Below are 22,291 nucleotides of genomic sequence, written 5' to 3' on the forward strand. Positions count from 1 at the left end.
GCTCCGGCGAACCCCGTACGCATCGTGGTCAGGGAACTCCTGGGTGTCACCGGGTTGTTGACCTATGCGACTGTCGTATCACCGCTGATCGACATGGTGTTCGTGGACCTCGTGGTGATCTCCGCGGTGGCACTGTGGACGTTCGTGCTCCCGGTTTTCCGCCGTGACCAACGAGGTTGGCACGAACGCGTCGCCGGCACGCGCGGCGTCCTGCTCGCCGACTCCAGGTCACGACTGTCCAAACAGGCCTTGCGTACATAGTTTCAGAATGTTTCCATCCGCGTATGGACATGGGGATGGACATGGGGACGGCCTCGCCGATCACCGCGTATGTAGTGGCGTGCTTGGGATCCGTGCTCGGTCTCCTGTCGAGTGAACGCGCACGGAACGCGACCGGCGCGTCACGCAAGTGGTGGCTCGTGGTCGCCGCCGTGTCCATCGGCGGCCTCGGCATCTGGGGCATGCACTTCACCGCGATGCTCGGCACGTGGATGGGCGCGACGGTCGCCTACGACATCCCCGTCACGCTGCTGAGCATGCTCGTCGCGATCGTCGTCGTCGGCATCGGCCTGTTCCTGGTGCTGCGGCTGGACAACGAGAGCCACGACCGCTGGCGGCCGCTGTTCGTCGGCGGTCTGGTCACCGGCCTCGGTGTCGCCGCCATGCACTACACCGGCATGGCCGGAATCGTCATCGGCGCCGACGTCTCCTACAACATGGTCGTCGTGGCGCTGTCCGTCGTGATCGCCGTCGTCGCCGCGACCGCCGCGCTGTGGTTCACGAGGACCGTCCGCGGACCTCTCGCGGTGCTCGGCGCGGCGCTCGTCATGGGCGTCGCCGTCACGGGCATGCACTACACCGGCATGAGCGCCATGTCGATGACGCACGACGCGGCCGCGCCGGTCATCATCGACAACTCCCAGGAGCTGATCACGACCCTGATCATCGGCGGTGCCGGGTTCAGCGTCATCATCATCTTCCTGCTGGCGCTGACGACGTCGGACGAGGAGGCGCGCGAGGACGCCGAGCTGCTCGACCGCGTCATGCGGCGGGCGGAGGCCCGGCGGCCCGAGCACCGCTGAGGCGCGTCACCTCAGGTGCACCAGCACCATTCCGTCGTTGCCGGGGGCGACCTCCACCCGGCGGTAGAGCTTCCGCACGTGCGGCTGCTTCAGCATCGCGAGCACGCGGCCGCGCAGCGTGCCGGACCCCTTGCCCGTGATGATCTCGAGCAGCGGCACCCGCTGCCCCGCCGCGCGGAACAGCGCGGCGCGCACGGCCTGGTCGATGTCCTGGTCGTTGCGGAAGACCGGGTGCAGGTCGATGGTCAGCTTCTCCGGCACGAGGCCGACGATAGTCCCGCCTCCTCCCGGACCGCGCGGCGCGCGGGCAGCGCGACCGCGACGACGACCAGCGTCAGCACCGCGAACGCCGGGTAGGCCCAGCCGAGCGCCGACAGCCAGCCGGGGCGGCCGGCGGTCCAGATCGTCGGCTGCCGGTCGAGCTGGAACGCGATCACGTCGAGGAACATCACCGGGCACCACACCGACAGCAGCACGACCCGCGCCCATCGCGCGATCCGCTCGTACGCCAGCCAGATCAGCAACGGCGCCACCCACACCCAGTGGTGGTCCCACGAGATCGGCGACAGCAGCAGGCCGAGGAACTGCACGGTCAGCACGCCCATCAACGCGTCGCCCGATCGCACGGCCGCCCGCAGCGCGAAGAGCGCGATCACTACCGCCAGCGCCGCCGCGACCACCCACGGCCACGACGTCGCCACGTCGTGGCCGAGCGAACGGGACAACGCGCCGCGCAGGGACTGGTTGTGCGCGGTGGCGATCGGCCCGACCCGGCCGGCGTCGCCGAAGAGGACGAACCAGTACCGCTCGGCCTGGTCGAAGTCCACCAGGAAGCCGAGCCCGGCTGTCACCGCGAACGCGGCCGCCGACCACACCGCCGCGGCCCACCTGCGGGTCGCGAGGAAGTACAGGCCCGAGATCGCGGGGACGAGCTTCACGCCGGACGCCAGCCCGATGCCGGCGCCCGCGACACGGTCGTCGCGGGCCACCAGCGCGGCCAGCACGACCGCCGCGAGCACCAGGTTGATCTGCCCGAACTCGAAGGTGTGGAAGACCGGCATCATCCACAGCAGCACGGCGGTCCACAGCAGCGCCCGCAGCCGCCACCGCCGCGCGTCGGAGGTCCACCCCTCCCCCGCGACCAGCCGCAGCGCCGTGCGCACCAGCCAGTACAGGCACAGCACCGACAGCACGCGGAAGCTCCACTGCGCCGCGCCCCAGAACAGCCACGTCATCGGCAGGAACACCAGCGCGCCGAACGGCGGGTAGGTGAACGGCAACGGGAAGTCCGCGGGCGAGAACGGCGAGACCACCTCGTAGAGGTCGCCGGTCAGCACGTGCGGCGCCAACGACCAGTACACGCGCAGGTCCATGGAGTCGTTGCCGAAACCGGTGACGAGGACCCACGTGCGCAGCAGCAGGGAGATCACCAGCAGCCACGGCGCGACGGCCAGCAGCCACCGCTCCAGCTTCCCGAGGACGTGCACCGTGATCTGCCTTCTACGTCGTGGGGAGCGGAGCGCGTGCGCGGAGCAGCTTCGGCGTGACCGCGAGGGTGAGCAGCGCGAGTGCCGGGTAGAGCCAGCCGAGCGCGGCGAGCGGCCACGGTCTCGGGATCTCCCAGATGGACGGCTGGAGGTCGATCAGGACCGTGATCAGGTCCGAGCCGATCGCGACCACCCACACGACCGCGAGCACCGGGCTGCGGCGGTCGTAGACCAGCCACAGCACCAGCGGCAGCACCCACAGCCAGTGGTGGCTCCACGAGATCGGCGAGATCAGCAGCCCGAACAGCTGCACGACGACCACGGCGGCAAGCGTGTCCGACGCGCGCACGGCGGCACGCAACGCCAGTGCGGTCAGCACGGCCGACACGCCCACCGCGAGCAGCCACGGCCAGGACATCCGCACGTCGTGGCCGAGCGTCCTGGACAACGCGCCGCGCAGCGACTGGTTGATCACCGAGCCCACCGGCCCGACCCGGTCCGCGGCGCCGAGCAGCTCGAACCAGTAGCGCCACGAGTCCGCGGCCGACACGAGGAACCCGAGCGCCACGGTGACCGCGAAGCCCGCGACCGACCAGGCCGCCGCGGCGAACCGGCGGGTGGCGAGGAAGTACAGCGCGGAGATCGCGGGCGTCAGCTTCAGCCCGGCACCGACGCCCACCCCCAGGCCCGCCACCGACTGCCGGGTCGCGACCACGGCGGCGAACACCCCGGCGACCAGCGGCAGGTTGATCTGCCCGAAGTCGAGGGTCTTGCGCACCGGCTCGGCCCACACGAACAGCGCCGTCCACAGCAGGGCGCGCCGCGACCACGTCGCGTCGAACGGCTGCTCCAGCCGGGCCGCGAGGAGCTTCAGCGCCGTGCGCACCAGCCACCACAGGCAGACCAGGGACAGCGCCTGCCAGACGATCCGCGCGACGACCCACGGCAGCGCGGAGAGCGGGAGGAACACCATCGCCGCGAACGGCGGGTAGGTGAACGGCAGCGGGAAGTCCGCCGTGAACGGCATGCTGATCTCGTAGAGCCGGCCGGTCAGCAGGTTGGGAGCGAGGCTCCAGTAGACCTTCAGGTCGATCATCTGCCAGTCCGCCGGGTTGCCGAGCAGCCAGACGTGGATGCCGACCGACACCACCAGCAGCAGCGGCGCGAACCTCAGCGCCCGCTCCTCAATCACGCGTTCTTCCCCCACGAAGGAGCACCAGCGAGCCCCAACCTACAGGGTTCACTGACTGCTGATGCTCGCCACCAGGTTGATCGTGGTGGCGAGCACACCCGTGCCGAAGAGGTACGACAGCAGTGCGTGCTTCAGGGCCGTGCGCCGCATCTCGCTGCCCGACAGGCTCGTGTCGGACACCTGGAACGTCATGCCGATGCTGAACGCGACGTAGGCGAAGTCGCCGTAGCCGGGCGGTTCGGGCTGGTTGAACTCGATGCCGCCGTCCGCGCCGTAGTAGTAGAGACGGGCGTAGCGCAGGGTGAAGATCGTGTGCACGACCGTCCACGACAGAACCACGGACAACACGCCGAGCCCGACGCGCAGCAGTTCGGACGCGCCGGTGGTGTGCGCGGCACGGGCGAGCACGAAGCCGACGGACACCAGGCTGGCGAGGGCGGCGACGATCAGCAGCACCTCGGCGACCCGGCGCGTGGGGTCGTTGCGGACGGCGTGCTGGGCGGTCTCCTCGGCGTCCATCGGCCAGATGACGACCCACGCCCGGACGAGGTAGACCAGGGTCGCGACGTTCCAGCCGACCAGCGGCCCGAACTCGGCGTGGCCGGTGACCACGACGGCGAGGCCGCAGACGAGACCCGCCGCCAGCGCGACCACGACCACGGTCCTGGTCAGCACGAACCGGTCGGTCGGCGGGCGGGACGGCAGATCATCCGGCATGACCGGCGAAGCTACCGCACCCGCCCGCCGACGACCTGTTCTACGCGTCGCCGCCCCACGGCACGAGCACCGCGCGGGCCAGCGTGTTCCCGAGGACGGAGAACGACAGCATCGCCGGCGTGGACTCGGGCCCGACTCCCAGCGGGCCCACGGACTCGACGTCCAGCGCGTGCACCGCGATCACGTACCGGTGCTTGGTCCCGGCGGGCGGCGCGGCCCCCAGGTAGCCCTGCACGCGCGCGTCGTTGGCGACGGCGAAGGCGGGGCTCGGCGGGGTCGCGCCCGAGGCGAGCGACGTGACGCCGGCGGGCACGTCGGCCAGCACCCAGTGCCAGAAGCCGGACGGTGTGGGCGCGTCCGGGTCGAACATCGTGACCACGAAGCTCCTGGTCCCGGCCGGGAAGCCGGACCACGACAGCTGCGGTGACACGTCGGCGGCGCCGGGCCGGCCGCTCATGGCCGCGTACTGCGCCGGGGGCAGCGGGCTGTCCCCGGCCACGTCCGCGCTGGTCAGCTCGAAGCTCGGCACCGGGGGCAGCGACGCGAAGGGATCGTGCACAACTCACTCCAACTTTTGACGGATCTTTGTACTTTTAAAAGTTAGCAGCGTTGTCAACTGTCGTATGATCCAGTCCGTGAACTCCCCGGCCACCCGCAGCGCGAACGTGCAGGCACTCATCCGCTCCGACATCCTCGGCGGACGCCTGCGGCCCGGCGAGCGGCTGAAGTTCCCGCAGCTGTCCGAGCGCTACGGCGTGAGCACGGGCGCCGTCCGCGAGGCGTTGCTGCGGCTGTCGGCGTTGCGCCTGGTCACGTCGGAGCCGCACCTCGGCTTCCAGGTGCGGACCGTGTCCCAGGAAGGACTCGCGCTGGTGTGCGACGCGCGCGCCGAACTGGAGTCGCTGGCGCTGCGGCGGGCCATCGCCGACGGCGGCCTGGGCTGGCAGTCACAGCTGATCGCCGCGCACCACACGTTCCGGCACACGCCCTACGACCCGGAGAGCCAGGACTGGCTCGACGCGCACACCGAACTGCACCACGTGCTGCTCGCCGGGTGCGCGAACCCGCTGCTGCGCGAGGCCGCCGAGGCGCTGCGGGACGAGGCGGAGCTCTACCGCCGCTGGGCCCGCCCGGTTCCGGGCGATCCGGACATGCCGGACCAGGAGGCCATGGCTCAGGCGCACCAGGCGCTGGTCACGGCCGCAGTTGAGGGCGACGCCGAAGGCGCCGAGGCGGGGCTGCGCGCGATGATCGCGTTCACGGCCCGGCTGGAAGTGGTGCTGGACGACCGCTGATCTCATCCTCAGGTCTGGTTTGAGAACCCGTCGGCGGTTCTCGCGGAACACTCGTCCCGTGTGGAACGTCCCCCGGTCATGAGCTGGAAAGCATGGAGCACGGCCGGCGTGGTCATCGGAGCGGCACTCGTGGCGGCGACGCCCGCGCACGCCGCCGGTCAGGTCGTCACGAAGATCGCGGAAACCGACAGGGCCGCGGCGCTCGCCCACTGGACACCGGAACGGATGAAGGCGGTCGGCGAGGGCGACGTGCCGCCCGCCGAGAAGATCTCCCGCCCGTACGAGGGACCGGCGCCCGCCGGCGTGGGCCGGTTGTTCGCGACCACATCCACGGGCAACGATCTCTCGTGCACGGCCACGGTCGTGCCGAGCGCCACCAAGGACGTGGCACTGACCGCGGGCCACTGCGTCAACGGCGGCCTCGACCGGTGGGACAACCCGATCAAGATCGTGAACGTCGTGTTCGTGCCGGGCTACGACCACGGCACGGCCCCGCACGGCGTGTTCGCGGCGCGGGCGTTCGCCTGGCCGGACACCTACAAGGGCCCGACCAGCGGCCAGGACGACGACGCGGTGGTCGCCTTCGACGCCGTGGACGGCCGGCACGTCGAGGACGTGGCCGGGACGCAGGACATCTCGTTCGACGAGGTGGCCTCACCGATCAGGACCACCACGCTGGGCTACCCGGTGTCCGCGCTGAACAGGGGCGAGGCCCTGGTCTCGTGCGACCGGCCGGCGACGGCGAAGGTCAACTCCGTTACGTCGTCGTGGCAGACCGACTGCGACCTCGCGGGCGGGTCGAGCGGCGGTCCGTGGCTGCGCGGGTTCGACCGGGCGACCGGCCGCGGCACGATCTTCTCCGTCACCAGCCGCGGGACGATGGACGAGGACCTCGTGACCACCGACCTGACCGGGTTCGCGTTCACCGGTGCGGTGCGGTCGCTCTACGAGAGCGCCGACCGGCTCTGAACCGTACGAGCCGCACTTCTCCGCGGAGACGGGGGACCGGGTCACGCCCGTGACCCGGCTTCCGAAACACCATCGGCCACGAAATGAATTCCGTCCACTTCCCTGTCCAGTCCTATTCGGACGGTTGATGACCCCGCCCGCCACCCGCCGTTCGATTCGCGCGGAACCGTGTCCGAATTCCGGACGTGACCGCGCCCGGTACGCCGCTCACGCCTGGCACCAGGGCCATCAGGCCCGTGTCGGGCACGTCCGGACAGCCCAGATCGTCTTTTTATTACATCAAGTTCGGATGCGTGGATTGTTCGTGTTGACTACTCTCGATAGGGTCCGCGTATCACCCCAGGCATGACGTGAGGCGGCATTCTTTGATCGGGCAGCGTGGTCGACCGCCCTCGGACTCGGATCTGATAGATGCCGTTCGTGAAGGCAAGGTAGAGGCCTACGGCAAGCTGTACGAACGCCACTTCCGATCAGCGAGCCTCCTCGCGATGCAGCTCTCGACGTCCTCCGCGGACGCCGACGACCTGGTCTCCGACGCGTTCGCCAAGGTCCTCGCCGCGTTGCGGTCCGGCGGCGGGCCAGGAAGCGCTTTCCGGCCGTACCTGCTCACGGCGGTGCGGCACGCGGCGTACGACAGGACGCGCAAGGAGAAGCGGCTCGAGCTCGCCGGCAACGTCGAGGAGGTGCCCGGCGCCGCCAAGGCGACCAGCGTGCCGTTCCGCGACAAGGCGGTCGAGGACCTCGACCAGGCGCTGGCCGCCAGTGCGTTCGCGACGCTTCCCGAGCGCTGGCAGACGGTCCTGTGGCACACCGCGATCGAGGGCCAGTCGCCCGGCGAGATCGCGCCGTTGCTCGGACTGACGCCCAACGGTGTCTCGGCGATGGCGTTCCGGGCGCGCGAGGGTCTGCGCAAGGCGTTCCTGCAGGCGCACGTCGCGCAGGAACCCGAGGAACGGTGCCGCGCCACCGTGACCAAGCTCGGCTCGTGGACGCGCGGCGGGCTCAAGGGGCGCGATGCCGTCCAGCTCGACGAGCACATGGACGACTGCGCCGAGTGCCGCAAGCTCGCCAGCGAGCTGTCCGACGTCAACGCCGCCCTGCGCGGTCTCGTCGCGCCGATCGTGCTCGGCACGGGCACCACCGGCTACCTCGCGGCCGCCGCGACCGCGACCAAGGGCGCGGCCATCACGCTCAGCGCGTCGTCCTGGCTGGGCGTCGCCGCCTCGGCCGCCGCCGTCGTGGTCGTCGCGGCCTCCGGCGTCGTCTCCTCCGACAACTCCGGGACGTCGACCCCCGGCGCGGCACCGGTGCTGACGTCGAGCACCGTCGCGGGGTCCGCGCAGCAGGACCCCGGCAAGCCCGGCACCACGAAGAACGCGAGCAACGCGCCCACCGCCGGGTCCAACGGCCCCGTGGAGTCGGGCGTCCAGACGATCGAGAACGAGACCACGGAGGTGGTGGTCACGACCACCACCGGGTTCGTGCCCGCGAACAGCGCCCCGCTGTCGGGCGCCGCGTCACCGAGCAGCATCGCGATGACCACCGAGGGTCCCGCCAATGAGATGAACATCAGCATCACCAACAACGGCTCGGCGCCCACGACGCTGCCGACGTTGACGCTGACCATGCCCGACAAGGTCAAGACCGTCGGTCCGGGCAAGGTGAACGCGGGCTTCGTCGGCTGCCCCGCGGGCAAGGGCACGGTCACGTGCGACGGCGGCGGGCAGACGCTCGCTCCCGGTCAGACGATCACCTACCGGGCGCGGCTGCAGGCGGGTCCGAAGGCGGGCGACGGGGTCATCTCCGGCGTGGCGGGACCGGTCGAGGTGAGCATCCCCGTCACGATCAGCTAGTCCACTTCGGACGGCGGGAACCGGCGGAACGCCGCACCATGGGCGGGTGCAGGAGCTCACGGCGGCGCTCACCGGCCTGGAGGCGCCCTTCCGCACGCTCGTCGACGACTCGGACTGGGCGCACGCGAGCGTGGAGGGGCTGGTCCTCGACGTCGGCACGTGGTGGTCCGCCGACGCGCGCACCCGCCTGCAGCCGCAGGTGACGTTCAGCGACGCGTTCAGCGAGGCCGCGCGCCACCAGGGCGGCGTGTACGTCGAGGGGTTCGTGTGGCTGGACGGCGCACCGGTCGCCGCCGCGTGGTGCGGCGCCGGTGACGAGGTGGTCTACGGGCCGCGTGCCGACGCCTACCTCGGACTGCCGCTGTCGCCCCGTTTCTGCCGCCGCCTCCAGCAGCGCACGGCACGGCGGCGGTGCTGATGAGCAAGCATCCCGGGTTGTTGCCGTTGCTGCGGGACGGGCTGCCGCGCGGTGCCGTGCTCCACGGCGGCAGGCCCGGCCCGCGGTCAGCCGGTACCTAGGGCGGCGAACCGGGCGTCGGCCTCCCGCTGGTGGCGGGCGGCCTCGGCCGGGTCCGCGACGGCGCGGGCGAGGTGCTTGTGGGCGTTCGCGGCCTCACGCGGGTCGTCGATGCGTTCGGCCAGCTCCAGCGCCTCCTGCAAGGGCGCCACGGCCTCCGCCGGACGTCCGGCCGCCGTGAGCACGTCGCCGAGGTAGTTCAGCACCACGGTTTCCGTCGTCACGTCACCGATCGCGCGCACGGCCGCCAGCGCCGCCGTCAGTTCCTCGAGCGCTTCCTCGTGCCGGCCCATCGCGTGCAGGATCATGCCCAGCGCGCTCTGGGTGTCCGCGGCGTCACGGCGGCTGCCCAGCTCCCGCATCAACGCCAGCGCGGACGTGCACGCCCGCAACGCCTCGTCGTAGCGCCCGGCCGCGCTGTAGATGTTGCTGACGTTGCTCATCGCCTGCGACTCGAGGTGCCGGTCACCGAGCTCCCGCGCCACCGTGATCGCCTGTTCGAGCAGCTCGGCGGCCTCGGCGTTGCGGCCGATGCTGCGGTAGACCAGCGACAGGTTGTTCAGCGTGCCCGCCACGCCCTGCAGGTCGCCCAGCTCGCGGAGCATCTCTATAGCGCGCTCGTTGTAGTGGATCGCCTTCGGGTACTGCGCGGTCTGCCAGAACACCATCGCGTAGTTCTTCGTGGTGATCGCGAGCGCCGCGGGGTTGCCCTTCGCGGCCTCGAGCCCCAGTTCGTTGATCGTGGCCCAGTCACGCGTGTGCCCGCGCACCATGCAGAAGAACGTCATCGCGCGCGCGAGCTGCCATGTGTGCGTGTGCCAGCCACCGTCCAACGACAACGCCACGGCGGCCACGAGCGTCTGCCGTTCGGTCTCCAGCCACTCCACGGCGTGGTCGTAGTCGCGCAGCACGAGCCGCGACACCGGGCGGTAGGTGATGTCGACCTCGTACCGGCGGGCGGCGGGCGACATGAGCCGTGTCGCCTGGTTCGCGGTGTCCAGGAAGTGGTCGAGCAGCCGGGTCAGCGGTTCGCGCGACGAGTCCACCTGGGACTGCGCGTACTGCCGCAGCAGGTCGTGCATGCGGTAGCGGCCGAGCGTGGTCGCCTCCAGCAGGTGCACGTCGACGAGGTCCTCGAGCATCCCGTCGCACTCCAGCAGGTCGAGCTCGCCGAGCGCGGCCGCCTGGTCGACGTCGAAGTCCGTGCCGTGGTGCAGTCCCAGCAGGCCGAAGAGCCGCTGGTGGCCGTCGGGGAGCTGGCCGAACGAGAGCGCGAACACCGCGTCCAGTTCGGATAATCGTCCCTCGCGCAACCGCGTCGCGAGGTGGGCGGTGGTCCACGTCGGACGGCTGCGCAACCGGCCCGCGGCCAGGCGCACGGCCAGCGGCAGCCGGCCGCACAGCTCGACGACCTCGCGCGCGGCCTCGTCCGTGCCGCGGTCGTCGCCGACGATCGTGGCGAACAGCTGCAGCGCCTCGGCCTCGGACAGCACGTCCAGCGTGAGCGTCGAGGTGCCCTCCAGCTCGACCAGCCGCGCCCGTGACGTGACCAGCACGAGCGAGCCCGGCACGCCCGGCAGCAGCGGCCGCACCTGGTCGGCGCTCGCCGCGTTGTCGAGCACGACGAGCAGCCGTCGTCGCGACAGCTCCGCACGCCACATGGCGGCGCGTTCGTCGAGACTGACCGGGATGTCGTCCAGGCCGAGCGCGCGCAACAGCACGTCCAGCGCGTCCGTCGGCTCCACGGGCGCACGTCCCGCCGTGTGCGCGTGCAGGTCGATGAACAGCTGACCGTCCGGGTACTCCAGCCGGTGTGCGAGGTGCACGGCCAGCGTCGTCTTGCCGACGCCGGGCATGCCGTCGATCGCGGAGATCACGACCGCCGACTTCCCGGTGACGGCCCTGGTCAGCCGGTCGATCTCCGCCGCGCGCCCGGTGAAGTCCGCGACGTCGCGCGGCAGCGTGTTCAGCGCCGGGCGCGGCTCGTCGCCGCGCAGCAGCCGTTCGTGCAGCTCCCGCAGCTCGTGGCCGGGGTCGGTGCCCAGCTCCTCGGCCAGCAGGACCCGCACGTCCTCGAACGCCTGCAGGGCCTCCGCCGGGCGGCTCGCCCGGTGCAGCGCGTGCATGAGCTGCAGCCACAGCTGTTCCCGCAGGGGGAACTGCTTGGTGAGCCGCCGCAGCTCGGCGATCAGCCGCTCGCCCTGGCCCAGCTCGATCGCGAGCCGCGCGTGCTGCTCGGCGACGGTGAGCCGCCGTTCCTGGAGCAGCGTCAGCTCGGCGACCAGGCGCGCCCCGACCGTGAGGCCGTCGAGGGCGGGGCCGCGCCACAACGCCAGCGCCTCCCCGTACCTGGCCACCGCCGTGCGGTGGTCGCCCTGCTTGAGCGCCTCGTCCCCGGCGGCGCAGAGCCGCGCGAAGACGCCGACGTCGATGTCGTCGGGCGGCACCTTCAGCCGGTAGCCGCCGGGCACCGTCACCAGGTCGTCCTGCACGAGCTTGCGCAGGGCCGCCACGTACGTGCGGATGTTGGAGTCCGGTGCCGCGGGTGGAGATTCCCACACCGCGTCACTCAGGTGTTCGACACTGACCGTCTCGTTGGCGTGCAGAGCCAACGCTGCCAGCAGTGCTCTTTGCCGGGGCCCGCCCAGCCGCAGTTCCACGCCCCCACGCCAGATCTGCAGCGGTCCCAGAAGCCGATACCGCAACTGACCTCCTCGGGGGGCATGGTGCCAGAACTCGGCGCGGCTGTGCGGAATTTGTGCGGACGATCTTCGAAACTTGTGCCACACCGCCGTGAAGAGGGAGAACCGAGATGGGACACGTCCGGGTGACACGATCGTGGACGGGCGAGGCAGCCTAGGATGACCGCATGACCGAGACGGCGAAACGACGTCCCGGCCCGCGGATCGAAGAAGTCGCGCGGGTCGCGGGAGTCTCCAAGTCGACCGTCTCGCGCGTGATCAACGACGAGCAGTACGTCAGCGCCAAGGCCCGCGAGGCGGTGCACGCGGCGATCGCCCAGCTGGGCTACTCCCCCAACCAGGCCGCGCGGGCGCTGGCCGGCCACCGCGCCAACGCGATCGCGCTGGTGGTCTCCGAGCCGACCGGCCGGGTGCTGAACGACCCGTTCTTCGCGGGCGTCCTGCGCGGCGTCCACTCGGAACTGGCCGGCCGCCACGTGCAGCTGCTGCTCATGATGAGCCAGCCGTCCGACACCGAGGACCTGGTCTCGTACCTGAGCAGCGGCCACGTCGACGGCGCGCTGCTGGTGAGCCTGCACGGCGAGGACCCGCTGGTGCCCATGCTGGCCGAGATCGGCCTGCCCGTGGTCTCCGGCGGGCGCCCGCTCGGTAGGACCGTGCCGTTCGTCGACGCCGACAACTTCAGCGGCGCGCTCGAAGCCGCGCGCCACCTGGTCTCGTTGGGGCGCAAGCGCATCGCCACCGTCGCGGGGCCGGAGGACATGGCCGTCGGCGCGGACCGGCTGAGCGGGTTCAAGCGCGGCCTGAGCGAGGGCAGGATCGCCGCCGACCTCGTGGCCCACGGCGACTTCACGCCCGAGAGCGGCGCACGAGCGATGGAACGCCTGCTGCGCAAGGCGCCCGACATCGACGCGGTGTTCGTCGCCGCGGACATCATGGCGCTCGGCGCGCTCCAGGTCCTGCACCAGCAGGGCAAGCGCATTCCCGAGGACGTCGCCGTGATCGGCTTCGACGACTCGGTGTTCGCCGCGACCGCGACGCCCCCGCTCACCACCATCCGCCAGGACGTCGAGGAACTGGGCCGCACCATGACGTGGCGCCTGCTGGCCGAGCTCGCGGGCGAGGCCGGCCTGCCGCCGTCGCTGCTGCTGCCGACCTCGCTGGTCAAGCGGGCGAGCGCCTGACGGGTTCGGCCACTCGGCCCCGGCCCGCGGGCCGCTTGCGGCACCACCGCGCGTACGAATCGCGCATTGCCTTGTGCTCCTTGGGTTTCGCCGGCTCCGATGCATCGGCGACCTCTGTAACGCGGTGATCGGTCCCTCGATGGAACTGGCCGTACCCACCCGTTCCCAGGGAGTTGCGACAGTGATCGAGAACTCGGCCGCCGGTCTCGTGATGGTTCCCGGCGAGGTGCCGGTGCCCGTCACCGGCGAGGAGCACCACCAGCTGACGCTCGCCCGCTACGGCGCTCCGTCCGGCGTGACGCGGCAGGTCGCCGTGCACCTGACGTGGTGCGCGATCTCGTCCGGGCAGTACCGGGGCCACCGCGGCGTCGAGGTGCGGCTGGACGGTCAGCGCGTCGGCGAGCTGGCTTTCCCGCTGTCGCAACGGTATTCGCCGCTGCTGATGCAGGTGGAGTCCGGCGGCGGGTCGACGGGCTGCACGGCGTCGGTCCGGCGCGGGGCGAACGGGGTGCTCCAGGTCGAGCTGCGGCTGCCCCGCGAGGTTCGGCGCGGCGCGGTCGTGCCGGTGGCGGGCTCGCAGTCGTGGGTGACGCCCGTGGCGATCGGCGCGGCGAGCGTGTCCGCGTTCTTCCTCGTGATGGCCATCGTCAGTGCGGTGGTCGGCAACAACGCCCCTGAGGTGGACGAGGCGGCCGCACTCACCTCCACGGCCGCATCCACCACCACTACGACCGTCGAGGCGCCGACGAGCACCACCACGTCGACCCTGGCGCCCGTCCCCGCTACGACGACCGCCGCGAAGACGACCACCGTCGCGTCTCCGGTGGTCTCGAAGCCCCAGCCGGACCCGCAGCCGCAGCCCCAGCCGAGCTCGAGCCCGCAGCCCACGCCGGATCCCCAGCTCGCGCAGCAACCGAGCTGCCACGCGAGCTACAGCCCGTGCGTCCCGATCACGTCCGACGTCGACTGCGAGGGCGGCACGGAGGACGGACCCGCTTACGTGACGGGCCCGGTCCGCGTGCTCGGTCCCGACGTCTACGAGCTGGACGACAACGGCGACGGCGTCGGGTGTGAGAAGGGCTAGCTCGCGCGCTCGTGCGGGATCTTCTCGCCCGCCTCGACGCCGAACGGCAGGTGGTTGCCCGCGGGAGGCAGCGGGCAGGTGGCGAAGTCGGTGAAGGCGCACGGCAGGTTGGTGGCGCGGTTGAAGTCGAGCTCGACGTGACCGTCCACCGGGGTGGTGGCCAGCGACCGGTTCGCCGCGTACGTGGTGACGCCGCTGGTCTCGTCCGTGAAGAGGATGTTCAGGCCGCCGTTGCGCCCGTTGAACGCGGTCAGCGTGTGCTCGGTGCCGTTGTGCGTGAACCGCACACGGCCCGGTGCCTCGTAGACGTGGCTCAGGCCTTCCACGACCGCACCGACGGTCGTGGGCACGGGCTCGTCGAACGGTTCGTAGACGCCTTGCAGCACCCACTGCTGCTGCGGTTCGTACGACGGCACGCCGTGGAAGTTCCGGAGCACCTCGGCCTTGGGGTCGTGCACGCGGATCAGGTACCCGCCGCGCCGGGCGATCTCGATCTCCACGTCCCCGGCGGCGACGCGCGTGCCGGGACCGCTCTGCACGAGCTCGAACCGCTGCGGTTCCTTCCCGTCCTCCCGCCAGTACGCGGCGTCGTCGTCCTGCCACCACTCGCCCGGCAGGCCGTCATAGGCGCGCGGGGTCGTCTCCAGCCAGTCGAGAGACACCAGCGCCAGCCACCCGTACGGGTCCGCCAGCGCGTTCTCCCGGTCGGTCTTCCAGGTCTGCCAGTCCTCCGCGAATCCGCTCATGCTCATGCCAACCGGGTACCCGCCGCCACACTTCCCCGTTCCACTGAATGGGACACGAGCGCGTCGCCGAGCTCGGACCTCGCGTAGACGACGCTGCGGCCGTGCCGTTGGGAAGCCAGCAGACCGGCCGCCCGCATCGCCCTGAGGTGCTGGTTCACCGCCGACGTCGTGACGCCGGTGCGGCGCGCGACGTCCGTCGACGACCGCGGCTCGTCCAGGCCCACGAGGAGGTCGGCCCGCACCTGGCCGAGCACACCGGCCAGCGCGGCGGGCGCGGGGTCGCGGCCGGTCTCCCACAGCGTGCCGGCGCCACGGGCCGCGTAGATCAGCAACGGCGGCGCGGCGTGGTCGACGGGCACGGCCGTGTGCCGGGTGAACACGCTCGGCACGAGGGTGAGCCCGTGTCCCCCGGCCTCCTGCCGCCACGGCTCGACGCCGGCGATCCGCACCCGCACGACCGGACTGGCGAACGTGATCCGCCCGGAGATGCCGGACAGCATCGCCGCCAGCCCGCGCCGCGCCATCTCCCGGCCGCGGTGGGCGATGTCGGCTTCGAGCACCGCCCGCACGCGGTCCCAGTGCGGGGCGAGCGCGATGTCCCAGTAGTGGCGCAACGCTTCCAGGACACGGTCTCGGTCGCGCAGCACGGACGGCACGTCCCCGAGCACCGCGCGGAGATCGCGCCTCATCACGCGCGTCGAGATCTCGCCGAGCGCGGCGAGCTCGTCCTCGATCCGGGTGAACGGCGTGCTCGGGCGGGGGCTGAGGAAGTCCGGGGTCCAGCCGCGATCGGTGGACAGGGCCAGCAGCACCTCGGCGTCGACGTCGCGGACCCGGCGCACCCACGGCAGGTGCAGCGGGTACTTGGCCGGGTCCTTCAGCACGCGCAGGCTCAGCGTGAGCTCGCTCAGCGGCGACACGGCGAACCGCACGTCCGCCAGGTCGCTCTCGCCGAGGACGAACTCGATCATGTAGCACAACGCTACATCAGTTCCGGCCTGCCGCGGGCCCCGGCAAGCTCGCCGGCATGTGGACCGACATGCTCCTCGCACTGCGGATCGCCCGGGAGGCCGGGAAGGTGGCGGAACTGGCGTTCGTCGCAGGGTCCCCGGTCGTGCACCATAAGGACGACGGCAGCGAGGTCACCCCGACCGATCTCGCGGTGGAGGACCTCGTCCGCCGGCGGCTGGCGGAGGCGGTGCCCGCCGACGGCGTGCACGGCGAGGAACGCCCCGAGAAGCCGGGAACCTCCGGCAGGCGCTGGCTGGTCGACCCGATCAGCGGCACGGCCGACTTCGTGCGCGGGCGACCGACCTACTCCGTCGACCTGGCCCTGGAGGGCGCGCTGGCCGTCTCCGCGATGCCGTCGCTGGGGGTCACGATGGCGGCGGGCCGGGGCATGGGTTGCCGGGTTTTCCGAGGCGGGCTTGAAGAAGTGGCCCACGTGTCCACTCAGGACTCCGTGGATCGTGCGCGCATCTGCCTGCACGGCAGGGAGAAGCCCGTGCTGGACCGTGGCGTGGTGGTGGACAACTCGCTGTCGGCGCTGCGGCTGGTCACCGGCCGGGTCGACGTGGTCGTCGCCGCGGGCGCCGGACTCGACGAGTTCGACCTGGCGTGCCTGCCGGTGCTCGTGGAGGAGGCCGGCGGGCGGGTGACGGTCGTCGGGGACGACGTCGTGCTGGCGTCCAACGCCCTGCTGCACGACGCCTTCCTCGACCTGCTGGTCGCGCGTCCTGGTGTCGAACCAGGCACCCCGGGCTCATGAGGCCCTGGTGATCGCCGGATCCCGCGCGTGGGGTGACCGACCGGACTCGCACCGGCTTCGACCAGGACCACGACCTGGCGCCTCGACTGCTTCGGCTTCGGCCACAGCTGCCCGTCGAGGACTCGAACCTCGATCTCCGCGACCAGAGCGCGGCGTCCGTGCCGATTGGACCAACGGGCATCAAAAAAGCCGCCTCGTCGCTGCGGCGACGGGACGGCTCCCCGGGACATGAGGTCAGCTCATGCCGAGGAGCACCAGAGGTGCTGGTGGCGCGGGTGCTGATGCATCACGGCTGGCTCCTCTCCGAGGTTCGACGAGAACCACTCTGACGGATGACGTCAGGCGGGCGCAACGCATTATCGCGTGCTGCAAAAGTTTGCAGATATTCGCGGCGAACAACGTCAAATCCCAAGCCGACTTGCGGAAAACTTTTGCAACGTCTTTCCTGGACCGCTGACACACCCCAGCGGAAGGCATGGACATGTCCCAGGACTGGTGGCGACACGCCGTCATCTACCAGGTCTACGTGCGCAGCTTCGCCGACTCCGACGGCGACGGCGTCGGCGACCTGCCCGGCATCCGCTCGCGCCTGCCCCACCTGCGCGACCTGGGCGTCGACGCGGTCTGGATCACGCCGTTCTACGCCTCGCCGATGGCCGACGGCGGCTACGACGTCGCCGACTACCGCGCGGTCGACCCGCAGTTCGGCGACCTCGACGACGTGCGCGCGCTGGTCGCCGACGCGCACGAGGCCGGCATCCGCGTGATCGTCGACGTCGTGCCGAACCACAGCTCCGACCGGCACGCCTGGTTCCAGGAGGCGCTGGCCGGGTGCGGCCGTGAGCGGTACATCTTCCGCGAGGGGGTCGGCGACCTGCCGCCGAACGACTGGGAGTCGGTGTTCGGCGGCCCGGCGTGGACGCGGGTGGCCGACGGGTCCTGGTACCTGCACCTGTTCGCTCCCGAGCAGCCGGACCTGAACTGGGAGCTGCCGGAGGTGCACGAGGAGTTCCGCGACGTCCTGCGGTTCTGGCTCGACCTCGGCGTCGACGGCTTCCGCGTGGACGTGGCGCACGGCATGGTCAAGGCACCGGGCTTGCCGGACATCGGGCACGCCGACCAGCTCAAGCTGCTGGGCACCGAGCCGCTGCCGTTCTTCGACCAGGACGGCGTGCACGAGATCCACCGCGACTGGCGCGCCGTCGTCGACTCCTACCCCGGCGACCGCGTGCTGGTGGCCGAGGCGTGGACGCCCTCCGCCGAGCGGACGGCGATGTACCTGCGTCCCGACGAAATGCACCAGGCGTTCAACTTCCACTACCTCACGGCCCCGTGGGACCCCGCCGCGTTGCGCTCGGTCATCGACTCGTCGCTCGCGGCCGTCGCCCCCGTCGGCGCGCCTACTACGTGGGTGCTGTCGAACCACGACGTACAACGGCACGTGACGCGCTACGGCGGCGGTGAGACCGGCGTACGCCGTGCGCGCGCCGCGCTGGCGTTGATGCTGGCGCTGCCGGGCTCGGTGTACCTGTACCAGGGCGAGGAACTGGGTCTGCCCGAGGTGCTGGACCTGCCCGACGAGGTGCTGCAGGACCCGATGTGGGAACGCTCCGGCCGCACCGAACGCGGCCGCGACGGCTGCCGCGTGCCGCTGCCGTGGACGAGCTCCGGCCCGTCGCTGGGCTTCGGCACCGGCGGCTCGTGGCTGCCGCAGCCCGCCGAGTGGGCCAAGCTCAGCGTCGAGGCCCAGACGGGCGACCAGGACTCGATGCTGTCCTTCTACCGCACCGCTTTGCGCGTCCGCCGCGAGAACCCGGCCGTCGGCGTCGACCTCACCTGGGTCGACGGCCCGGACGGCGTCCTGTGGTTCGAACGCGACGGCGTGGCCTGCGCGGTGAACCTGTCCGGCGCCGTCGTGGAACTGCCCGACCCGGGCTCGGTGCTGCTGGCCTCGTCGTACTACGGCGTGCGCGACGACCGGCTGTTGCTCCCACCCGACACCGCCCTGTGGTGGAGGCTCTGACCAGCGAGTTCGCTTGATCGACGAAAACTGTCAGACCCCCTGGGTACGGTCCGTGGACATCAGCTCCGGATCGGACTCAGGGGGTTTCGCAGTGCGCAGGTGGGAGCTCGTCGCCGATGGCTCGGCCAAGTTCTGGGAAGTGGACCAGACCGGCGTCGCGGTGACAGTCCGCTTCGGACGCCTGGGCACGGCCGGCCAGACCAAGACCAAGGAGCTGGGCTCGGCGGAGGCGGCGCGGGCGCACGTCGCGAAACTGGTGGCGGAGAAGGAGAAGAAGGGCTACCGGAGCGTCGCGGACACGTCGGGCACGCCCGAGGCCGCCGCTCCCGCACCGGCCCTCACCACGCCCACCGCCGCCACTCCCCCGCCTCCCGCCACGCACGCTCCGGCGCCCGCCGCCGCTCCTCCGTCCGACGAGGACGTCTGGGTGATGCCGGAGGAGTGGCTGCGCAAAGCCATGCCCCGCAGGGACGTCACCCCGCTCCCCGAGTTCGCCGTCGACCCGGCCCTGGCACAGGAGCTCCGCGACCGCATCGCCGCCAACGCCGACAAGCTCGCCGAGGTGCTGTCCCACCCGGCGTCCGAGGGCGACCTGGTCCGGGCGCTGCGAGACCACCTGGGCGGCGACCCGAACCCGGTGGGCGCCGCGGTGCTCGCGGAGGTGGCCACCACGGAGTGCTCGCCGGTGCACTGGTGGATCGAGGAGTTCGGTCTGCCCTTCGCCGCCGCGGCGGCCGTGCACCACCCGTCGGTCCACATCTACAACTACCAGGACGGCCGCACCGGGGAGTGGTCCGGCCACTCGCTGCGCCGGGCCTCGCAGCGGCACTACGGCGACGACCTCCCCAGGGCCCGGTCGCTGGTCGCGGTGCGCACCGCCCTGGCGGTCGCGGACCAGCGCACCTACGACGCGGCGGCGGCGGAGCTGGAGACGCTCGGCACCGACGCGTTCAGCCTGGCGGCGCGGGCTTTCCTCGTGCCGACGCGGCACGACTGGTTCGAGGAGGCGAACGCCGCCCAGTACGCGCCGTTCTGGATGGTGCTCTGCGCCGCGAGCACGCTGGACCAGCTTGCGAACCTGCGGGTGGGTCCCTTCACCTGGTCGCCGGTCGGCACGTGCACCGCGCTGTTCGTGCACGGGCCCGCGCTCGCACCCCTGCTCGACGCCAACCTGCGCAGCAAGATCGACACGGGTGCGGACAGCCGGAAGCTGGCCCTCGACGTGCTGGCGACGCTGCCGACCGACGAGGCGTTCCTGTTGCTGCTCGGCCGGGTGCGGGAGCGGTACGTGCGGCCGGCGCTGCTGTCGGCGATGGCCGCGTTCCCGTCGCGCGCGGCCCGGTTGCTGGCGACCCGGACCGACGACGTGGACGTGCGCAACCTGCTGCGGCTGCACCTGCTGTCCCATCCGGACCTCGTCCTGCCCGAGGGCGTGACGCCGCCCGAGGTGGTGGCCGACGCGCCCGCCGAGGCGCTGCCCAGAGTGCTCGCCGAGCCGCCGTGGGAGCACCGCAAGGCGCAGCCCGACCCCGTGGTGCTCAAGGACGTCCCGGTCCCCGCCGCCCACCTCGCGTGGCTGCCCGGTGAGCGCGAGGAGTGGGCCGCGCTGACGGGCTGGTGGTCCCGGCACTCCGGCGACTGGAACGCGCTGGTCCGGCCCAGCACCGGCAAGCACGACCACAGGCTCTTCGTCGCGGGCCCGGACGAGGTCGCACGCCCGCTGCTCGCCGGCTGGGTGCCCGCCGACACCTGGGACAGCGAGGGCTGGGGCCGGCGCATCGCGGCCCGGTTCGGGCTGGACGCCCTCCCCGCGCTGGTGCGCCTGGCCGCGGCGGACCCGCACGGGTCCGGCGTCGTCCTGCTCCCCTACGCCTCCCCGGACGTCGCCGCGCTGATGGCGGACTGGCTGGTGCGCCTCAAGACCGCCCGCGCGCACGCCGTCGCCTGGCTGTCGCGGCACCGCGAGGCCGCGGCCCGCCAGCTGCTGCCCGCCGCGCTCGGCGCCGCGGGTCCGGCCCGCCGCAACGCCGAGGCCGCCCTGCGCCACCTGCACCTGCACCTGGAGACCGGTGTCGACGTCGTCGCCGTCGCCGCGTCGGTCTCCGCGGAGGCGGCAGCGGCCGTCCGCACGCTGATCGACGTCGACCCGCTCGACGTGCTGCCCGCCAAGATCCCGGTCGTCGGCGACTGGGCCGACCCGGCCCTGCTCCCGCAGGTGCTGCTGGCCGACGGGTCGGGCGCGCTGCCCCCGGCGGCCGCGCGGAACCTCCTGACGACCGCCGCACTGTCCAAACCGGACGCCGTGTACCCCGGGCTGCCGCTCGCGGTCGAGCAGTGCGACCGCGCGTCGCTGGCGGAGTTCGGCTGGGCCGTCTTCGGCCGCTGGCAGGACGTGGAGGCACCCGCGAAGGACGGCTGGGCCCTCACCGCGCTCGGCTGGTTCGGCGACGACGAGACGGTGCGCCGCCTCTCCCCGCTGATCCGCACCTGGCCGGGCGAGAGCCAGCACGCCCGCGCGGTGACGGGCCTGGACGTGCTGGCCCAGATCGGCAGCGAGGTCGCGCTGACCCACCTGAACGGCATCGCGGAACGCGTGAAGTTCAAGGGCCTGAAGGCCAGGGCGCAGGAGAAGGTCGCCGGCATCGCCGCCGCGCTCGGCCTGAGCCGCGACCAGCTGTCCGACCGCCTCGTGCCGCGCCTGGGCCTCGACGACGCGGCGACGCTGGTGGTCGACTACGGACCGCGGCAGTTCACCGTCGGCTTCGACGAACAGCTCAAGCCCTACGTGCTCGACCCGGACGGCAAGCGCCGCAAGGACCTCCCGAAGCCCGGCGCCAAGGACGACCAGGAGCAGGCGCCGGAGGAGCACAAGCGCTTCACCGCGCTGAAGAAGGACGTCCGCGGCATCGCCACCACCCAGATCCACCGGCTGGAACGGGCGATGGTCGACCGGCGCACCTGGACCGCCGAGGAGTTCCACACCGTCCTGGCCGCGCACCCGCTGCTCTGGCACCTCGTCCGCCGCCTGGTCTGGCTCACCTCCGACGGGCAGTCGTTCCGCCTCGCCGAGGACCGCACCCTCGCCGACTCCGGTGACGACGAGCTCACCCTGCCCGCCGGCGCCACCGTCCGCGTCGCCCACCCGGTCGACCTGGCCGGCGCCCTGCCGGCGTGGGGCGAGGTGTTCGCGGACTACGAGATCCTGCAGCCGTTCCCGCAGCTCGGCCGCCCCACCCACGCCTTCACGCCGGGCGAGGACGTCGTCCCGCAGCTGCAGGGGTACGTGGGCCGGGCCATGCCGGTCGGCAAGCTCCTCGGCCTGACGACACGCGGCTGGGAGCGCTGCGAGCCCCAGGACAACGGCACCGAGCCGTGGATGACCCGCCCGCTCCCGTCCGGCGGCGCGCTGGTGGCCTGCGTGGACCCCGGCATCACCGTCGGGGCGGTCGACATGTTCCCCGAGATGACGTTCAGCTCGCTGTGGTTCTCCCCCACCGGCGAGGGTGCCTGGAGCGCCCCGCGAGGCGGCGGTCCCGCCACCTTCGACGTCGACCCGGTGACCGCTTCGGAACTGCTCTCCGAACTGGAGTCCCTGCACGCGTAACACGGGAACGACCGGCCCGTCCCGCACGTCAGACGGGCAGAAGACGTTCACAGTCAACACAGTCACGG

The 22,291-nt window shown here is 71.9% G+C and carries 19 protein-coding genes and 1 tRNA gene; 11 read left to right on the forward strand and 9 right to left on the reverse strand.

Annotation, left to right across the window (positions count from 1 at the left end; genetic code table 11):
• Together VF330_RS25230 and VF330_RS25235 are read left to right on the forward strand one after the other, a co-directional pair.
• Positions 1-261, forward strand: a 261-nt coding sequence (locus VF330_RS25230; protein WP_330854154.1) for a hypothetical protein, incomplete at its 5' end; no start/stop codon positions are given.
• A gap of 92 nt (positions 262-353) precedes the next feature.
• Complete coding sequence (locus VF330_RS25235) at positions 354-1,082, forward strand: MHYT domain-containing protein (RefSeq protein ID WP_330854155.1); 729 nt, start codon at positions 354-356, stop codon at positions 1,080-1,082.
• A gap of 6 nt (positions 1,083-1,088) precedes the next feature.
• Here the strand turns inward: VF330_RS25235 and VF330_RS25240 are convergent, their stop codons facing one another.
• From VF330_RS25240 to VF330_RS25260, 5 genes are read right to left on the reverse strand one after another with little or no spacing between them, the layout of a single operon-like run.
• The gene (locus VF330_RS25240; RefSeq protein ID WP_330854156.1) at positions 1,089-1,343 is read right to left on the reverse strand and encodes a Smr/MutS family protein; all 255 of its coding nucleotides are present in this window, start codon (positions 1,341-1,343) and stop codon (positions 1,089-1,091) included.
• Positions 1,328-2,569 (reverse strand): glycosyltransferase 87 family protein, encoded by a 1,242-nt coding sequence (locus VF330_RS25245; RefSeq protein WP_330854157.1) that lies wholly within the window; start codon positions 2,567-2,569, stop codon positions 1,328-1,330. Before VF330_RS25245 ends, VF330_RS25240 begins: the two co-directional genes overlap by 16 nt.
• A 13-nt stretch (positions 2,570-2,582) precedes the next feature.
• On the reverse strand, positions 2,583-3,761 hold the full coding sequence (locus VF330_RS25250) for a mannosyltransferase (RefSeq protein WP_330854158.1): 1,179 nt from the start codon (positions 3,759-3,761) through the stop codon (positions 2,583-2,585).
• A gap of 48 nt (positions 3,762-3,809) precedes the next feature.
• Entirely contained in the window at positions 3,810-4,478 is a 669-nt protein-coding gene (locus VF330_RS25255) for a DUF1345 domain-containing protein (protein WP_330854159.1), read from the reverse strand.
• 40 nt (positions 4,479-4,518) lie between these two features.
• A complete protein-coding gene (locus tag VF330_RS25260) occupies positions 4,519-5,037 on the reverse strand; it encodes a YbhB/YbcL family Raf kinase inhibitor-like protein (RefSeq protein ID WP_330854160.1) in 519 nt (172 codons plus the stop codon).
• Between the two features lie 76 nt (positions 5,038-5,113).
• Between VF330_RS25260 and VF330_RS25265 the strand changes: the two genes are divergently transcribed.
• The 4 genes from VF330_RS25265 (at position 5,114) to VF330_RS25280 (ending at position 9,013) form a co-directional block, all read left to right on the forward strand.
• Positions 5,114-5,773 carry a GntR family transcriptional regulator gene (locus VF330_RS25265; RefSeq protein WP_330854161.1) on the forward strand — a complete coding sequence of 220 codons (660 nt, stop codon included), beginning with the start codon at positions 5,114-5,116 and terminating at the stop codon, positions 5,771-5,773.
• A gap of 78 nt (positions 5,774-5,851) precedes the next feature.
• Positions 5,852-6,742 (forward strand): hypothetical protein, encoded by an 891-nt coding sequence (locus VF330_RS25270; RefSeq protein ID WP_330854162.1) that lies wholly within the window; start codon positions 5,852-5,854, stop codon positions 6,740-6,742.
• A 350-nt stretch (positions 6,743-7,092) separates the two neighbouring features.
• Positions 7,093-8,595: a sigma-70 family RNA polymerase sigma factor gene (locus tag VF330_RS25275; protein ID WP_330854163.1), complete on the forward strand. Its 1,503-nt coding sequence runs from the start codon at positions 7,093-7,095 to the stop codon at positions 8,593-8,595.
• A gap of 46 nt (positions 8,596-8,641) precedes the next feature.
• Positions 8,642-9,013 (forward strand): hypothetical protein, encoded by a 372-nt coding sequence (locus VF330_RS25280; protein WP_330854164.1) that lies wholly within the window; start codon positions 8,642-8,644, stop codon positions 9,011-9,013.
• Between the two features lie 86 nt (positions 9,014-9,099).
• Here the strand turns inward: VF330_RS25280 and VF330_RS25285 are convergent, their stop codons facing one another.
• Positions 9,100-11,817 (reverse strand): AfsR/SARP family transcriptional regulator, encoded by a 2,718-nt coding sequence (locus tag VF330_RS25285; protein ID WP_330854165.1) that lies wholly within the window; start codon positions 11,815-11,817, stop codon positions 9,100-9,102.
• Positions 11,818-11,981: 164 nt separating this feature from the next.
• Between VF330_RS25285 and VF330_RS25290 the strand changes: the two genes are divergently transcribed.
• Positions 11,982-12,998: a LacI family DNA-binding transcriptional regulator gene (locus tag VF330_RS25290; protein WP_330854166.1), complete on the forward strand. Its 1,017-nt coding sequence runs from the start codon at positions 11,982-11,984 to the stop codon at positions 12,996-12,998.
• A 181-nt stretch (positions 12,999-13,179) separates the two neighbouring features.
• Positions 13,180-14,082, forward strand: a complete 903-nt coding sequence (locus VF330_RS25295; protein WP_330854167.1) for a hypothetical protein — start codon at positions 13,180-13,182, stop codon at positions 14,080-14,082.
• Here the strand turns inward: VF330_RS25295 and VF330_RS25300 are convergent.
• Together VF330_RS25300 and VF330_RS25305 are read right to left on the reverse strand one after the other, a co-directional pair.
• A complete protein-coding gene (locus VF330_RS25300; RefSeq protein ID WP_330854209.1) occupies positions 14,079-14,828 on the reverse strand; it encodes a DUF1684 domain-containing protein in 750 nt (249 codons plus the stop codon). The genes VF330_RS25295 and VF330_RS25300 overlap by 4 nt on opposite strands.
• A gap of 2 nt (positions 14,829-14,830) precedes the next feature.
• Positions 14,831-15,799 carry an ArsR/SmtB family transcription factor gene (locus VF330_RS25305; RefSeq protein ID WP_330854168.1) on the reverse strand — a complete coding sequence of 323 codons (969 nt, stop codon included), beginning with the start codon at positions 15,797-15,799 and terminating at the stop codon, positions 14,831-14,833.
• Positions 15,800-15,855: 56 nt separating this feature from the next.
• On the opposite strand from VF330_RS25305, the gene VF330_RS25310 reads away from it, so the two are divergent.
• The gene (locus tag VF330_RS25310; protein ID WP_330854169.1) at positions 15,856-16,596 is read left to right on the forward strand and encodes an inositol monophosphatase family protein; all 741 of its coding nucleotides are present in this window, start codon (positions 15,856-15,858) and stop codon (positions 16,594-16,596) included.
• A 107-nt stretch (positions 16,597-16,703) separates the two neighbouring features.
• Here the strand turns inward: VF330_RS25310 and VF330_RS25315 are convergent.
• A tRNA-Gln gene (locus tag VF330_RS25315) sits at positions 16,704-16,776 on the reverse strand.
• Positions 16,777-17,077: 301 nt separating this feature from the next.
• Here VF330_RS25315 and VF330_RS25320 point away from each other — a divergent pair.
• Both VF330_RS25320 and VF330_RS25325 read left to right on the forward strand, forming a co-directional pair.
• A complete protein-coding gene (locus VF330_RS25320; RefSeq protein WP_330854210.1) occupies positions 17,078-18,619 on the forward strand; it encodes a glycoside hydrolase family 13 protein in 1,542 nt (513 codons plus the stop codon).
• 91 nt (positions 18,620-18,710) lie between these two features.
• Positions 18,711-22,223, forward strand: coding sequence for a DUF4132 domain-containing protein (locus VF330_RS25325; RefSeq protein WP_330854170.1), 3,513 nt, complete (start codon positions 18,711-18,713; stop codon positions 22,221-22,223).
• The last annotated feature ends 68 nt before the right edge of the window (positions 22,224-22,291 follow it).

Source organism: Lentzea sp., assembly GCF_036380075.1.
Classification (GTDB): Bacteria; Actinomycetota; Actinomycetes; order Mycobacteriales; family Pseudonocardiaceae; genus Lentzea.